The organism is Symbiobacterium ostreiconchae (assembly GCF_055396975.1).
Genome location: NZ_AP042454.1, coordinates 783,367 through 798,782, shown reverse-complemented (window position 1 = coordinate 798,782; position 15,416 = coordinate 783,367). Strand labels below are relative to the sequence as shown.

The window sequence follows — 15,416 nt, the reverse complement described above, 5'->3', positions numbered from 1 at the left end:
ACCCCCTTAGTGTACCACCGCATTGAACTTGCAGACGCTGGCGCAGTTGCCGCACTTGATGCAGACCTCGGTGTCGATGTAGAAGGTCTCGGGCTTCCGCACCTCACCGTGAATGGCATCGACCGGGCAGTTGCGGGCGCAGAGGTTGCACGCCTTGCAAAGCTCCTGGTCGATACGGAACTCGGTGAGCGCCTTGCAGCGTCCGGCGGGGCAGTGCTTGTCGCGTACGTGGGCCTCGTACTCCTCACGGAAGTAGCGCAGCGTGGAGAGCACCGGATTCGGGGCGGTCTGGCCCAGGCCGCACAGCGCGGTGGCCTTGATGCCGGCGGCCAGCCGCTCCAGCTCGTCCAGGTCCTCCATGGTGCCCTCGCCCTCGACGATGCGGTCCAGGATCTCCAGCATGCGCTTGGTGCCGATGCGGCAGGGCGGGCACTTGCCGCAGGACTCGTCCTGGGTGAACTGGAGGTAGAAGCGGGCCACGTCCACCATGCAGGACTGGTCGTCCATGACGATGAGGCCGCCCGAACCCATCATGGAGCCGACCGCCGTGAGCGACTCGTAGTCCATCGGGATGTCCAGCAGGTGAGCGGGAATGCACCCGCCGGAAGGACCGCCGGTCTGCGCCGCCTTGAACGGCCGACCCTTCGGGATGCCGCCGGCCATGCCGTAGACGATCTCGCGCAGGGTGATGCCCATCGGCACCTCGACCAGGCCGGTGTTCATCACGTTGCCGGCCACGGCGAAGACCTTGGTGCCCGGCGACTTCTCCGTGCCCACGCTGCGGAACGCCTCGGCCCCGTGGAGGATGATGTACGGCACGTTGGCGTAGGTTTCGACGTTGTTGTTCAGCGTCGGCTTGCCCCACAGCCCCTTCTGCGCCGGGAAGGGAGGCCGGGGCCGGGGCAGGCCCCGCTGCCCTTCGATCGAGGCGATGAGGGCCGTCTCCTCGCCGCAGACGAAGGCGCCTGCGCCCAGGCGGATGTCGATGTCGAAGCTGAAGTCTGTGCCGAGGATGTTCTCGCCCAGGAGCCCGCGCTCACGGGCCTGCTGGATGGCGATCTCCAGGCGGTGCACCGCGACCGGGTACTCGGCCCGGACGTAGATGTAGCCCTGCTGCGCGCCGATGGCATAGCCGGCGATGGCCATCGCCTCGAGGATGACGTGGGGATCGCCTTCGATGATGGAGCGGTCCATGAAGGCGCCGGGGTCGCCCTCGTCGGCGTTGCAGAGGACGTACTTGATGTCGCCCTCCACCGCGGCCGCCAGTTCCCACTTCCGGCCGGTGGGGAAGCCGCCGCCGCCCCGGCCCCGCAGGCCCGAGCGCTTCACTTCGTCGATGACCTGCGCCGGGGTCATCTCCAGGAGCGCCTTGGCCAGGGCGAAGTACCGGTCGGCAGCGATGGCCTCCTCGATGCACTCCGGATTAATGAGACCGCAGTTGCGCAGGGCCGTGCGGTGCTGCCCCTTGTAGAAGGGCTGGTCCATCATCTTCTCGATCCGCTGCTTCTCCCGGGGATTGGGGGCGTACAGCAGCGCCTGCACGGGCTGGCCGCCGAGCACGTGTTCCCGGATGATGATCGGCGCGTGCTGCGGCCGCACTTCGCAGTAGAAGGTCTGGCCGGGATACACCACGACCACCGGTCCCACCCGGCAGAAGCCGAAGCAGCCGACGGGCACGATCTTCACCCGGTCAGCCAGGCCCTGTTCCTCCACGGCGGCCTTCAGCGCCTCCACGGTGCTCAGGGACTTGTTGGACTGACACCCGGTACCCGAACAGACGAGGATCTGCACCTCGGGCGCCTCCGCCAGGTTGAAGCGCTCGGCGTGCCGCAGGGCGATGTCATGGGCACGCGCAGCCCGTACGGCTTCCAGGTCTTCGAGAGAGCGAATCCGCTGAGGGGTCTGGACGGCCGTCACTGCGAATCACCTCCCACGGTGGCGACCGCTGCGCCGGCTTCCGCCTGTTCGGCTGAGGCCCGCTCACGCAGTTCGGCCACGAGCTTCAGGGCATCGCTCTCGGTCAGCTTCCCGTGCACCTCTCCGCCGACGGTCACCACGGGGGCCAGCCCGCAGGCGCCGAGGCACCGGCAGACCTCCAGCGAGAAAAGGCCGTCCGGGGTGACCTGGCCGGGCTGAATGCCCAGCTCCTTTTCCAGGAGGGAGAGAATGCGGCCCGCGCCCTGGACGTAACAGGCCGTCCCCATGCAGACGTTGATCGGGTACTTGCCCACGGGCGTCAGCGAGAAGAAGTTGTAGAACGTGACCACGCCGTAGACCTCGCTGGGAGGCACGTGCAGGGCAGCGGCCACGTGGCGCTGAACCTCCTCAGGCAGGAAGCCGAACAGCTGCTGGGCCTTGTGGAGCACAGCGATCAGGAAGTCGGCAGAGGCCCGCCCATCCTGGATGAAAGCATCCAGTTCGGCAAACCGGGGATCATCGGGGGTGATGCCCTTGCAAGCCGAATGTGTCATATTGCACACCACCTTTACAACGAACGGACGGATTGTTGTTTGTGAAATCACGAACTCGCCTTCACCTTGATGGTAAATCACCGCTGGCCGTGCGACAAGGGCCAGGGAGGGTCATCTTTTGGTTGTCACATTTACAAAGTGTCCTATCACTTTTGGGCCGTGAGAATGACACGTTTATAGTCCGTCTGTCCTAGTCACCGCGAAGGCGGGGCACCTTTGCTCTACCCTGCACAACAGGCAAAGGCCCCCTCGCACGGCGAGGGGGCCGGGGATGCACGGGAAGATCACTGCTGCCCGAAGATCCGGTCGACGACGGCGGACCGCAGGAGGTAGCCCACCGGCCGGCCGTCGACCAGCACCGGCAGCACCTTGCGGTGGTTGCGCACCATCAGCTCGGCGGCGTCCTCCAGGGTGCTGTCCGGGCCGATGGTGTCCAGTTCCCGGGTCACGACCTCCTGCAGCGGCTGTACCCGGAGGACCTGGCGGCCGGCGCCTTTGATCCAGTGCGGGACCGTCTCGCTGCGTTCGCGCGTGGCGCGATACACCAGGCGCACCAGGTCGCCCTCCGTGACGAGGCCGTGGAGGGTGCCGTCCGGCCGCACCACGGGCACGAACGTGGTCTTCTGTCTGCGCATCGACTCGAGCGCCACGAAGATCGGATCGTTCGGCGAGACCGGCTCGACCTGAACCATGAGATCGCGGACCAGGGTCATTCTGCTGCACGCTCCTTCGCTTCTGACGATCAGGCCGCCACGTCTACCGCCACGTGCAGGTTGAGTCTGCCGTGCCGGGTGGCCAGGGGAAGCACGACGCGGCTGATCCCCAGGGTGGAGATGCGGGAGCGCGCGCCGATCATGATGGTGGGCGGGGAGATGTCGGCCGACAGGCCGAGCTTCTCCAGCTCGATGCAGGTGCCGCCCGCCACCAGGTTGCCCAGTTCCGCCAGGGCGGACAGCCCCATCTCCGTGAGCTCGGTGAGCGGTTCGCTGACCATGGCCGAGGCGATCTTCCGGGCGGTGGAAAGGTCAAGCCCAAGCAGCATTGTGCCCCGCACCTGACCGACAAACGACAGGTAGATGACGACCTCGTCGATCGTGTTTTCCGAGGGGTCCACGAACAGACCGACTCGCTTGATCTCCGACTGCAACTCCTGGGACAGACTGTGACGAGCAGCAGCCAAGAACGCATTGACGACTTCCAGCTTCATCGCGCGAACCTCCGTCTCGGCATACCTCAAACTTTCCACAGGGGGAATGAAGAGTCCTTCTGGGAGGGCCGCACGGAGTGGACAGCGAAACGATGAGGGTGGCATTGGGGGACCACCATTTCGAAGGGGGGCTCTGGCGCACATGGGCGCCTTCGCAGCCTTTGTGGCGCAGGGATTCCGCCAACAGGCGGCCTATAAGGTGGAGGGCTGGATGGGCATTGCCTCCGGCCTCATCTGGTTCGTGCTCTTTGCAGGCATCTGGACGGCACTGCTGCGGGATGATCCCGCTGCACTGCAGCACCAGATGCGCTACGTGGTCGCGACCCGCGTCCTTTCCGATCTGCTGATGCTGCCCACCTGGGAGATCGCCGAGAAGTTCCGCATGGGCGACGTGGGGCTGGAGCTGATCAAACCCGTGCCCCTGCCGGTACGCATCCTGGGCGACTTCCTGGGCCGGTCGCTTTTCCGCACCCTGCGGTCGCTGCCGGTCTACGTGGTCATCTGGCTGGCGTTCGGGCTCGGGGCACCCGGCCTCTCGGCTGTGCTGCTGTTTGCCGGCAGCGCGCTCCTGGGCTGGGTGGTCGCCGCCGGCTTCCAGGTGGCGCTGACGCTGATTGCCCTCTGGACCACCCAGTTCAACGAGGCCGAGAACCTGTGGGACCTGTTCAGCTGGCTCTTCTCCGGCGAGTTCGTCCCGCTCTACTACCTGCCCGCGTGGGTCGGGGCCCTGGCGGCGTACCTGCCGTTTGCCGGAACCTTCTTCGTTCCGTCTGCGATCCTCGCGGGAACGCTGAGCGGCCCGGAGCTGTGGCAGGCACTCGGGCTGCAGGCCTTCTGGGCCCTGGTCGGCTGCGGCGCCGTGGCCGGCATGTGGCACGCCGGACAGCGGAAACTGACGATGCAGGGGGGATAGCGGTGGGCGAACTGGGGCATAACCTGTCCTGCTACTGGCGCATGGCGATGGCCCAGGCCCGGTCGCAGATGCAGTACCGGGTGAACTTCTTCGCGCACCTCATGAGCATGGTCCTGACCTACGGCGGGCAGTTCATCGCCCTGTACTGGCTGACCCAGCGGTTTACATCCGTGGGCGGGTGGCGGTTCGAGGAGATCGTCCTGCTGTATGCGCTGGCCATTCTGGCCTGGGGCTTCGCCGTTTCCGTCTTCTGGAGCATGGTCTCCTTCGAGGACCAGGTGCGCAGGGGCTTCTACGACCGGGCGCTGCTCCGGCCCATCAACCCGCTGCTGACGGTCCTGAGCACCCAGTCGCCCATCGCGGGGATGGGGCAGTTCGTCTTCTCGGTCGCCGCGTTCCTCTTCGCCGTGCAGGTGGCCGGCATCCGGCTGACGGCCGTGAAGCTCGCGTACCTGCTGCTCACGGCGCTGGGCGGGGCCATGATCCTCGGCGCCGCCATGGTGTGCGTCGCGACGATTTCGTTCTGGACCACCCGCACCTACACCTTCTACTGGAGCCTGGTGTTCCCGGCCCGTCAGCTGATCAACTACCCGATCTCCATCTACCACCGCGCCATTCAGGTCGTCCTGACGGTGCTGATGCCGTTTGCTTTCATTAATTACTTCCCCGCGCACGTGCTGCTCGACCGGGTGAACGAGCTGCCGGTGCCGCTCCTGGCCTGGGCGACACCCCTCATCGGCGTGGTCAGCCTGAGCGCGGCGTACCGCTTCTGGCAGTTCGGCACGCGCCGGTACACGAGCACGGGGAACTGACCCGAGCGGACCCGTCCGGGTCCATGCGCGCAGACCCCCATTTGGTGCTACGCCGCCACCCCCCCGCGCCCGATGGCTGGGGTGCCGGATTCCGGGTATGATGAACCTGACGCAAACTCGGGAGGCGAAGTGTCTGATGACGGCCAGTCCCCCTGTGCTCTCGATCGTGGGATGCGGGAAGTGCGGCAAGACCACCCTGGTGGAGCGGCTGGTCGCGGAGCTGACCCGCCGCGGGTGGCAGGTGGGAACGCTGAAGCACGATGTTCACGGCTTCCAGATGGACCATGAAGGAAAGGACACCTGGAGGCACCGGCAGGCCGGCGCCAAGGCTGTGTGCATCGTCGGCCCCGGGCAGATCGGGCTGGTGCGGTCGGTGCCGGACGGGGGCTTCACCACCGCGGATGCCATCGCGCTCCTGGGCCCGGTGGATCTGGTGATCACCGAGGGTTTCAAGCGGGAGCGGTTCCCCAAGATCGAGATTTTCAGCAGCGTCCGGAACGAGGGCCGGCTGCTCTGCGGGGACGATCCCACCCTGATGGCCGTTGCGGGGGACCTGCCTGTGGAGACCAGCCTGCCCCGGTTTGACTGGAACGACATCGCAGCGATCGCGGATTTCGTGGAGGAGCGGTTGCTCCGCCGGCAGGAGGGGTAGCGCATGCTGCAGCGAATCGGGCCGAAGGAACCGCTGAGGGGGGACCGCCATGCTTCGGGTTGAGGAGGCCTTGGCGCTTCTGCTGCACCGCGCGCCGCCCCGGCGGGTGGAGCGGGTCCCGCTGGAAGACGCGCTCGGGCTGATTCTGGCGGAGGACCTGCGGGCGCCCGAACCGCTGCCCGCCTTCCGCCGGTCGGGCATGGATGGCTACGCCGTCCGCTCCGAGGACACCCGGGGCGCGACGCGCGAGCATCCGGTGACCCTCCGGCTGGCCGGGGTGATTCCGGCCGGGCACCCCCAGGAGGCCGAACTGGCCCCGGGCACCACGGCGGCCATTATGACCGGTGGTGCGGTGCCGCCCGGCGCCGACGCGGTCATCCGGCTCGAGGAGGTGCGGGTGACCCCCGAGGGTGTCCGGATCTTCCGCCACGTGCCGCCCATGGAGAACGTCGCGCCGATCGGGGAGGATGTGCGGGAAGGGGAGCTCATCCTGGAGGCCGGCCACCCGGTCCGGCCGCCGGAGATCAACCTCCTGGCCGCCCTGGGCATCCTGGAAGTGCCCGTCTTCGCCCGCCCGAGGGTCGCCATTCTGAGTACGGGCGATGAGCTGGTGCCGCCGCACGAGACACCGGGCCCGGGACAGATCCGCAACTCCAACAGCCCCGGCGTCGCCGCGCTGGTGCGCGCCGCAGGCGGCATCCCCATCCTGCTCGGGGTCGCCCGCGACGCGACGGAGGTCATCGCGGGTACGCTGCGGGAGTCTGCGGGCTGCGACCTGATCCTGACCACCGGCGGCGTGTCGGTGGGCCAGTTCGACGTGGTGCGGGAGGCGCTGACCATCATGGGGGCGGAGCAGCTCTTCTGGCGGGTCAGCATCAAGCCCGGCACCCCGGTGTGCGCCGGCGTGGTGGACGGCCGGCTGCTCATCGGGCTCTCCGGCAACCCGGCGGCGGCGATCACGGACTTCGACCTGCTGGTGCGCCCCCTGCTGGACCACCTGCTGGGCCGGCGCCGCCTGGGCCTGCGGGCCGCGGAAGGCATTCTGGACCAGCCGGTGCTGAAGAAGGCGGGGATCACCCGGTACCTGCGGGCCCGGGCGTACAACGGGCCTGACGGGGAGATCCGGCTCGACACGAGCATGGCCCAGCGGGCCGGCGTGCTGAGCTCGATGACCCGGGCGAACGCCTACGCGGTCATCCCGGCGCACGCGGAGCCCATGCCGGCCGGCACCCGGGTGCGCGCGCTGCTGCAGGACGATGCGGACGTGTTTGTGCCGCCGCCCAGGGGAGACGTCTGAATGCGGGAACCGCTGGAATAAGCCGACTACTTGACGCCGTGCCGCATTCTTTGATAAGCTAAGCTAGCCTCAGATGTTGACCCCATCGTCTAGAGGCCTAGGACACCACCCTTTCACGGTGGCGGCACGGGTTCGAATCCCGTTGGGGTCGCCATTCGGAAGGCGCCCGGCGCTGGCAGCGGCCAGTGCCGGGTGTTCTTCGCGCGCGGGATGGAAAATGTGGGCGGGACTTACAAAATTCTACAGATTCCGACAAGCCCATTGCGCTACACTGGATGCTGCAACATCGCCTGCAGAGGGTGATCGCGTGGCATTCCCATCATCGCCTGACCGTACCGATCCCGCCGGCAGGGGGTGGAGGCGCCTCCCGGAGCGGCTGAAGGGCCGCCTCTCCGGGCTCTGGCATCCGCTGCCCTGGGCCGGGCTGCTCCTTGCGTTTCTGCTGGGCCGGGCGCAGCCCGTCAGCCCCGTGGCTCCGTTCGCCATCGCGTTCTACACGGCGGTCCGGGCAGCCGGGTTCGGCGGATTCGCGTCCGTTCCCGTCGCCCTCGCGCTCCTGGGCGGCGCAGCCCTGGTGCAGCCGCTCTCCGTGTTCGCCACCACGGCCGCGGCCGTCGGCGCGGTCCACGCGCTGGCCGGGTTCACGCAGGTGAGCCGGCCGCACAGTGCGCTCATCGCGGCCGTGCTCGCGGCAGCCGCGGCCGCGGGGCAGGGGCTGTTCCAGGACCCCGCGGTCAGCACCGTGCAGCTGACGTTCTGGGCCAGCCTCACCGGTGTGCTGGCGCTTATCTACACGCTGGCCGTTACGGACCTTGCCCAGGGGCGCTGGAAGGAGAGCACGGCGCTGGATCTGCCGGTCCCCGCCATCATTCTGCTGGCCTCGGCCCTGACCGGCCTGCAGGACCTGACCCTGTGGGGGCGGGTCTCCCTCCACGGCGCCTTCGCCGGGCTGGCCGTGCTGCTCTGCGCCCACGCGGGCGGCATGGGCTGGGGCGCGGCCGCCGGAGCGGTAATCGGCATGTCGTCGTTTCTCGCCGTGCTGGCCAATCCACCCGTCCCGGCGATGTGGACCGGCTCGGCGCTGGCCGACAGCCAGGCGATGGCCTACGTGGTGGCCGGGTTCCTGGGCGGGGCGTTCCGCGACCTGAAGAAGGCGGGCGTGGGCCTGGCGTACGCGCTGGGGTTCCTTTCGTACAGCATGGCGACCCAGGGCCAGGGGGCCGTCCTGGAGGCGCTGGTCCTCTCCGCGGGCGCCGCGACGCTGCTGTTCTGGCTAGTCCCCTCCGCCTGGGTCGAGCGGCTGGCTGCGTCCCTGCAGAGCGGGCGTCCTGAGCCACAGGCCAGGGAGGCCGCTCCGCAGGACGAGGGCGCCGCGGCCGGCGCGCGAGAGCGGCTGTCCGCCATGGCGCAGGTGCTCAGGGAGATCCAGCGCACGTATACCCAGGTCGCCGCGGTGCGCACCGGGCCCGAGCCGGCGGTGGAGCGGCGACTGCGCTCGCTGACCGGGCAGGTCTGCCAGTCATGCTCGATGCGGGCGCAGTGCTGGGAGAAGGATGCGGAGGCGACCCGGGAGCTGATGGGCGAACTCTGGCGGCAGATTGAGGATCAGGGGCCCCTGCCGCTGGCCCCGCTGCCGCCTGCCCTGGAGCAGCGGTGCATCCACCCCGTCCAGGTCGCCGTGACCCTAAACCACCTGTACGACCTGGACCGGACCGACCGTGCGCTCGCCCGCCGCCTGGAGGAGGGCAGGGCCATCGCCGGCGAGTACATCCACAACGTCGCGCGCATGCTGGACCGGATGGCGGAGGAAATCGCGGAGGGGGGGCGGAACCGCCCCGCCCTGCCCGCGGTCTTCCGGGTCACTTCTGCCGTGGCGCGCCTGCCCAAGCGCGGGGGCCACATCTCGGGCGACTCGGCCGTCGCCTGCTCGCTCTCGGGCGGGCGGTACCTGCTGGCCCTGAGCGACGGGATGGGCGTGGGCCGGGAGGCGGCGGTGCAGTCCGGCGAGTCCGTCCGCCTGCTGCAGCAGTTGCTGGACGCCGGGTTCAACGCGGAAGTGGCCGTGAGGACGGTGAACTCTGTCCTCCTGTTGCGGGGGCCGGGAGACACGTTCGCCACCCTGGACCTGGCCCTGCTGGACCTGGCCACGGGCCAGGCCGAGTTCGTCAAGGTCGGGGCAGCGCCCAGCTTCATCAAGCGCGGCCGCGACGTCACGGTCGTGCGGGTCTCCGCCGTGCCCGCGGGCATCGTCACGGAGGTGGAGGTGGATCCCGAGCGGCGCACGCTGGGGGACGGCGACCTGGTCGTGATGGTCAGCGACGGCATCCTGGACGCGGCCCGCGACGATCCGGACAAGGAACGCTGGCTGCTGGATTTCCTGAGCCGGGAGCAGAGCACAGATCCCGAGGAGGTGGCCGAGCGGGTGCTGGCCCGCGCCCTCACGCTGACGCCGGCGCCGGAGGACGACCTTACCGTGGTGGTCGCGCGGATCGCGGTGGCGGACGGCGCGCAGCCGCAGCCGCGGCCGAAGCCGACCGGCGAGTGGGTGCCGGCGCAGCCCGCGCCGCGCGGCGGCGCCGCCGGCAGCCGCTCCAGACGCATGCAGAGGCGGTGAAGGAGGGGCGCGGCCCGGACAGGCCCCGGCGCCTGCGGGCCGCACTCCGCCCGGCCATGGCCGGGCGCGGGGGCAGCAGAAGGGAATCCCCGGCCGGTGTCGAAACGGGAATCGGCACCGGGGCCGGGGATTGGCGTGGGAAGGGGGTGGCCGCATGCCGCTTCTGGATCGGGTGCGCGACTATGTGGTCCGGCACGGAATGCTTGAGCCGGGAGACCGGGTGATCATCGCCGTCTCCGGGGGCGCGGACTCGCTGGCCCTCACCCACGTGCTGCACCGCCTCGCCCCGGAGTGGAGGCTTTCCCTGCACCTGTTCCACATGGAACACGGCCTGCGCGGCGACGCCTCGCGGGCCGACGCGGCGTTCGTGGCCGACCTGGCCCGGGCGCTGTCGCTGCCCCTGACCACGGTGGCGCTGCAGCCGGGCGAGCTGGAGCGCCTGCCGGGGTCGCTGGAGGCCAACGCCCGCCGGAGGCGGTATGCGGAGATGGCGCGCCTGGCGCGCACCATCGGGGCGCAGCGGGCCGCTACAGGCCACAACCGGAACGATCAGGCCGAAACGGTGCTGATGCGGCTCCTCCGCGGCAGCGGCACGACCGGCCTCGCCGGGATTCCGCCGGTGCGGCGGGACGGTGGGCTCGTCATCATCCGGCCGCTGCTCGGGGTTTCCCGGCAGGAGATCCTGGCGTACTGCCGCGCCCACGGGCTCACCCCCCGGCTCGATGCCACGAACCTGGAACCCGACTTCACGCGCAACCGGATCCGGCTGGAGCTGCTGCCCCTCCTGACGGAGCGGTTCGGGGAGGCGGTGGTGGACAACCTCGCCCAGGCGGCCGATGTGCTGCGGGAAGAGGACCGCCTGCTGACGGACCTCGCACGGGAGGCCGCCGCCCGCTGCCGCTGGCAGGAGGTCGAGGCGGCGCCAGGGAATCTGGTGATTGAACTGGACGGGCCGCGGCTGCTGCAGGAGCCGCCGGCCCTGGCCCGGCGGGTGGTCCGCATGGCCGTGCAGCGGGTGAGCGGCTCGCCCTACGGCCCCGGCCTCTCCGCCGTGCTCCGCGCCCTGGAGCTGGCCGGCCGGACGGACGGCACGCACGCACTGGACCTTCCGCAGGGGGTTCGGCTTACCGTGGCCTACGGCCGCTGCCGTTTCGCCCGGGCTTCGGCGCCGGCGGACGCATCGGGCGAGGCGCTGGGGACGCAGGTCTGGCCCGTGGCCGCGCCAGGTGTCACGCCGATTCCCGCCCTGGGATTGACGGTGTCTGTGGAGGTCGCGCCGGCGTCTGCCATGCCCGCACACCTGCCGCCCGACGAGGAATGGTTTGACCGGGACCGGCTGCCGGGGCCGCTCGCGGTGCGCACGCGGCGGCCGGGCGACCGGCTCTGGCCCGTGGGCATGGAGGGTTCGAAGAAACTTCAGGACATCCTGGTAGACGCCAAGGTCCCGCGGGACCAGCGGGATGGTCTGCCGCTCCTCCTCGCGGGCGATACTGTAATCTGGGTGCCCGGAGTGAGGCGGGACCGCCGGTTCAGGGCCGGCGCAAGGACGCGCGCCGCGCTGCGGGTGGTCGTGCGGCGGCCTTCGGCGCCTCCTCATGACGGCTGAACCCCGCTTGCGCAGGTTGCTCCGGTCAGTTGAATATGGTACACTGAACAAGTATCTTTTTCGGCCTTACAGCCGACTCAATGCATGGAAGAGGAGTATCTCTCTTCGCCCTGTGGCGATAGCCCTGCGGAAGGAGGGGCCCGGCAGACTTGAACAAGCTATTTCGCAGTCTTGCCTTTTATATGCTGATTCTGGTCGTCTCGGTGGCGATCGCCGTCCAGCTGGGGGCGACCGGTCAGCAGACCACCCGCCTGGTGTATTCTGACCTGGTCAGCTACATCCAGAGGGGGGAAGTCAAGAGCATAACCCTGAGCGGCTCTTACGCTGAGGGTGAGCTCGTCACTGGCGAGAAGTTCACCGTCGACCTGCCCCAGGGGTCCACGCAGGCGCCGCTGGTGGAGATGCTGCAGGAGCGTCCCGAAATCAAGGTGGACTTCCGGCAGGACAACACGGCAGGCATCTGGTCGCTTCTCCTGCAGACCCTGGTGCCCGTCGTGCTGGTGCTGCTCGCGTTCTTCTTCATCATGCAGCAGACTCAGGGGTCCGGGAACCGGGTGATGCAGTTCGGCAAGAGCCGGGCGCGCCTGGTGACCGACGACCGGAAGCGGGTTACGTTTGACGACGTGGCCGGCATCGAAGAGGTGAAGGAGGAGCTCGCGGAGATCGTCGACTTCCTCAAGCACCCGAAGCGGTACCTGGAGCTGGGCGCCCGCATTCCCAAGGGCGTGCTGCTCTACGGGCCGCCTGGCACCGGCAAGACCCTGCTGGCCAAGGCGGTCGCCGGCGAGGCGGGCGTTCCGTTCTTCTCCATCTCCGGCTCCGACTTCGTGGAGATGTTCGTCGGCGTCGGCGCCAGCCGCGTGCGGGATCTGTTTGAGCAGGCGAAGAAGAACTCGCCGTGCATCGTGTTCATCGACGAGATCGACGCCGTGGGCCGCCAGCGGGGCGCGGGGTACGGCGGCGGGCACGACGAGCGGGAGCAGACGCTGAACCAGCTGCTCGTGGAGATGGATGGGTTCTCGGCCAACGAGGGCATCATCATCATCGCCGCCACCAACCGCCCTGACGTGCTCGATCCGGCCCTGCTCCGGCCGGGCCGCTTCGACCGGCAGATCGTCATCGACCGGCCTGACCTGAAGGGGCGGCTGGCGATCTTCCAGGTGCACGCCAAGGGCAAGCCGCTGGAGCCCGACGTCGACCTGGAGGTCCTGGCCAAGCGCACCCCGGGCTTCACCGGCGCGGACATCGCCAACGTGATGAACGAGGCGGCGCTTCTGGCCGCACGGCGGCGCAAGAAGAAGATCTCCATGCAGGACGTGGAGGACGCCATCGACCGGGTGCTGGCCGGCGGGCCGGAGAAGAAATCCCGGGTCATCTCCGAGAAGGAGAAGCGGGTCACGGCCTATCACGAGGCCGGGCACGCCATCGTCGGCCACATGCTCCCCCACATGGATCCGCTCCACAAGATCACGATCATCCCCCGCGGCCGGGCCATGGGATACACCATGTTCCTGCCGGTGGAGGACCGCTACAATATCTCCAAGTCGGAGGTTCTCGACCGCATGACCATGGCCCTGGGTGGCCGGGCCGCGGAGGAGATCACCTTCGGCGAGATCACCAGCGGTGCGCAGGATGACATCGAGCGCACGACCCAGATGGCCCGCCGGATGGTGACCGAGTGGGGCATGAGCGAGAAGCTCGGCCCGCTCACCTACGGCATGAAGCAGGACGAGGTCTTCCTCGCCCGTGACATGACCCGGCTGCGCAACTACTCCGAGGAAGTCGCCGGGCTGATCGACGAAGAGGTGCGCAAGTTCGTCCACATGGCCTATCAGCGGGCGCTGGACATCCTCACCGAGCACCGGGAAGCCCTGGACAAGGTCTCCGAGGTCCTGATGGAGAAGGAGACCCTGGAGGGAAAGGAGCTGCAGGAACTGCTGGAGCAGGTGCTGCCGCCCCGTCCCAAGCCCGAGCCGGTGAAGCCGCGGGTGGTCGGCGGCGGTACCTCTCAGGTGGCCCCGGCGTTCTGAATGACGCCCCATGCCCCCGCCATGCAGATGGCGGGGGTTTTTCGCAGGAAAGGGGATGAACGATGGGTCGTGCATATGCTGGCTACCCGATGCCTTCCTGCCACGCCCTTATCCGGGAGGGAGACCGGCTGCTCCTGGTGAAGCGCGCCACGCCGCCGCTGAAGGGGTACTGGGGACTGCCGGGCGGCCGGGTGGAGCTGGGCGAGACGGTGGAGCAGGCCCTCCTGCGGGAGGTGCGGGAGGAGACCGGGCTGGAGGTGGCCGTCGAGCGCTACCTGGGCTACATCGACGCGATCGATCGGGACGAGGCCGGGCGGGTGCGCTATCACTATGTCGTGCACTACTTTGCCGCAAGTCCCGCCGGGGGCCGGCTCGCCGCGGCGGACGATGCGGCCGACGCCCGCTGGGTGGCGCTGTCGGAGCTGGGCGGGCTGCCCGTCACCGATGCGGTGCAGCGCTGCCTGGAATGGGACCGGCAGGAAGCGCCGCCCCGCGCCGGGGCAGACTAGGGTGTGGAAGGAGGGTTCCCTTTGGCGGATCACTTCACCCGCTTCCCCCTGCAGGACGGTGTGAACCTCTACGTGCAGCCGACGACGAAGTTCAAGACCACCACGGTCTACATCTACTTCCACATGCCCCTGGAGCCGGTGACGGCCACCTACAACGCGCTGCTGCCGATGGTGCTGGCGCGGGCCTCGTCCGACTTCCCCAGCACGGCGGCGCTTTCCCGGCACCTGGACGAGCTTTACGGCGCCGCCTTCAGTGTGGACGTCGCCCGCCGGGGGGAGGTCCAGTCGATCGTCTTCCGGCTGGAGGTAGCGGCCGACCAGCACATCCCGGGGGAGGACGGGCTGCTGCTGCGCGGCCTGGACGTGCTGGCCAGCGTCATCACCCGCCCGCTGGTCGTCGGCGATGGGTTCCGGCCCGACTACGTCGAGCAGGAGCGGACCAACCTGCGGCAGATGATCGAGGGCCTGATCAATGACAAGCGGCGCTACGCGATGGTGCGCTGCACGGCCGAGATGTGCGCGGGCGAGCCCTTCGCCCTGCACCGGCTCGGGCGGGTGGAGGACCTCGAAGGGGTCACGCCGCAGCGCCTCCTCGACCACCACCGGCGGGTCCTGACGGAGGCGCCGGTGGACATCTTCATCCTGGGCAACGTCGATCCCGCGCAGCTGGCGGAGGAGGTGCCCCGGCGGCTCCCGATTCCGGCCGGGGAGCGCCGGTTCCCCGACACCCTGGTGAAGCGGCGGCCGGCCGGGCCGGTGCGGGAGGTGGTCGACCGGATGGACGTCAACCAGGGGGTCGTGGTCATCGGGTTCCGCACCGGGATCACGCTGCGGGACGAACTCTACTTCCCCATGCTGGTGGCCAACGGCGTGCTCGGCGGCTTCTCCCACTCCAAGCTCTTCCAGGAGGTGCGGGAGAAGCACTCGCTGGCCTACTTCGCGTACTCGGCCATCGAGACGGTCAAGGGCGTCGGGTACATGTACGCCGGCGTGGAGTTCGCTGATGCCGAGCGCTGCCGGGCGATCATGCTGGAGCAGCTGAAGGCGCTTCAGGAAGGGGCGCTGACGGAGGCGGAGCTGGAGATGACCAAGGCCACGCTGGTGAACGACATGCTGAGCGCGGCGGACAGCCCCGGGGCCATGGCAGAGCTGGCGGTGGACCAGGTCTTCTCCGGCCGCGATCTCTCCATCGACGAGCGGGTGGCGCGGTACCGGCAGGTCACGCGGGAGCAGGTGGCGGAGGCAGCCCGCCACTTCACGCCCGACACGGTCTACCTGCTCACCAGGAAGGAAGGGGGCGAGTAA

Annotated in this window: 13 protein-coding genes and 1 tRNA gene; 10 read left to right on the top strand and 4 right to left on the bottom strand. The window is 69.0% G+C overall.

Features of this window, described 5'->3' with window-relative positions; genetic code table 11:
- Positions 1-6: 6 nt before the first annotated feature.
- The 4 genes from ACZ5UM_RS03890 to ACZ5UM_RS03875 all read right to left on the bottom strand — a co-directional run bounded on the left by ACZ5UM_RS03890 (position 7) and on the right by ACZ5UM_RS03875 (position 3,678).
- The gene (locus tag ACZ5UM_RS03890; protein WP_464848271.1) at positions 7-1,839 is read right to left on the bottom strand and encodes an NADH-ubiquinone oxidoreductase-F iron-sulfur binding region domain-containing protein; all 1,833 of its coding nucleotides are present in this window, start codon (positions 1,837-1,839) and stop codon (positions 7-9) included.
- 74 nt (positions 1,840-1,913) lie between these two features.
- Positions 1,914-2,471 carry an NADH-quinone oxidoreductase subunit NuoE family protein gene (locus ACZ5UM_RS03885; protein ID WP_464847052.1) on the bottom strand — a complete coding sequence of 186 codons (558 nt, stop codon included), beginning with the start codon at positions 2,469-2,471 and terminating at the stop codon, positions 1,914-1,916.
- A gap of 284 nt (positions 2,472-2,755) precedes the next feature.
- Entirely contained in the window at positions 2,756-3,184 is a 429-nt protein-coding gene (locus tag ACZ5UM_RS03880) for a CBS domain-containing protein (protein WP_464847051.1), read from the bottom strand.
- 29 nt (positions 3,185-3,213) lie between these two features.
- Positions 3,214-3,678: a chemotaxis protein CheX gene (locus ACZ5UM_RS03875; protein ID WP_464847050.1), complete on the bottom strand. Its 465-nt coding sequence runs from the start codon at positions 3,676-3,678 to the stop codon at positions 3,214-3,216.
- A 142-nt stretch (positions 3,679-3,820) separates the two neighbouring features.
- Between ACZ5UM_RS03875 and ACZ5UM_RS03870 the strand changes: the two genes are divergently transcribed.
- The 10 genes from ACZ5UM_RS03870 (at position 3,821) to yfmF (ending at position 15,416) form a co-directional block, all read left to right on the top strand.
- On the top strand, positions 3,821-4,591 hold the full coding sequence (locus tag ACZ5UM_RS03870) for an ABC transporter permease (protein WP_464847049.1): 771 nt from the start codon (positions 3,821-3,823) through the stop codon (positions 4,589-4,591).
- Between the two features lie 2 nt (positions 4,592-4,593).
- Positions 4,594-5,403 carry an ABC transporter permease gene (locus tag ACZ5UM_RS03865; protein ID WP_464847048.1) on the top strand — a complete coding sequence of 270 codons (810 nt, stop codon included), beginning with the start codon at positions 4,594-4,596 and terminating at the stop codon, positions 5,401-5,403.
- A 136-nt stretch (positions 5,404-5,539) separates the two neighbouring features.
- Positions 5,540-6,055, top strand: a complete 516-nt coding sequence (gene mobB / locus ACZ5UM_RS03860; RefSeq protein WP_464847047.1) for a molybdopterin-guanine dinucleotide biosynthesis protein B — start codon at positions 5,540-5,542, stop codon at positions 6,053-6,055.
- A 49-nt stretch (positions 6,056-6,104) separates the two neighbouring features.
- Positions 6,105-7,352, top strand: coding sequence for a molybdopterin molybdotransferase MoeA (locus tag ACZ5UM_RS03855; protein WP_464847046.1), 1,248 nt, complete (start codon positions 6,105-6,107; stop codon positions 7,350-7,352).
- Between the two features lie 78 nt (positions 7,353-7,430).
- A tRNA-Glu gene (locus tag ACZ5UM_RS03850) sits at positions 7,431-7,506 on the top strand.
- Between the two features lie 153 nt (positions 7,507-7,659).
- Positions 7,660-9,966 (top strand): SpoIIE family protein phosphatase, encoded by a 2,307-nt coding sequence (locus ACZ5UM_RS03845; RefSeq protein WP_464847045.1) that lies wholly within the window; start codon positions 7,660-7,662, stop codon positions 9,964-9,966.
- Between the two features lie 154 nt (positions 9,967-10,120).
- Positions 10,121-11,572: a tRNA lysidine(34) synthetase TilS gene (gene tilS, locus ACZ5UM_RS03840; RefSeq protein WP_464847044.1), complete on the top strand. Its 1,452-nt coding sequence runs from the start codon at positions 10,121-10,123 to the stop codon at positions 11,570-11,572.
- A 149-nt stretch (positions 11,573-11,721) separates the two neighbouring features.
- Positions 11,722-13,602: an ATP-dependent zinc metalloprotease FtsH gene (gene ftsH, locus ACZ5UM_RS03835; protein WP_464847043.1), complete on the top strand. Its 1,881-nt coding sequence runs from the start codon at positions 11,722-11,724 to the stop codon at positions 13,600-13,602.
- 62 nt (positions 13,603-13,664) lie between these two features.
- Positions 13,665-14,111 (top strand): NUDIX hydrolase, encoded by a 447-nt coding sequence (locus tag ACZ5UM_RS03830; protein ID WP_464847042.1) that lies wholly within the window; start codon positions 13,665-13,667, stop codon positions 14,109-14,111.
- A 21-nt stretch (positions 14,112-14,132) separates the two neighbouring features.
- Positions 14,133-15,416, top strand: coding sequence for an EF-P 5-aminopentanol modification-associated protein YfmF (gene yfmF / locus ACZ5UM_RS03825; RefSeq protein ID WP_464847041.1), 1,284 nt, complete (start codon positions 14,133-14,135; stop codon positions 15,414-15,416).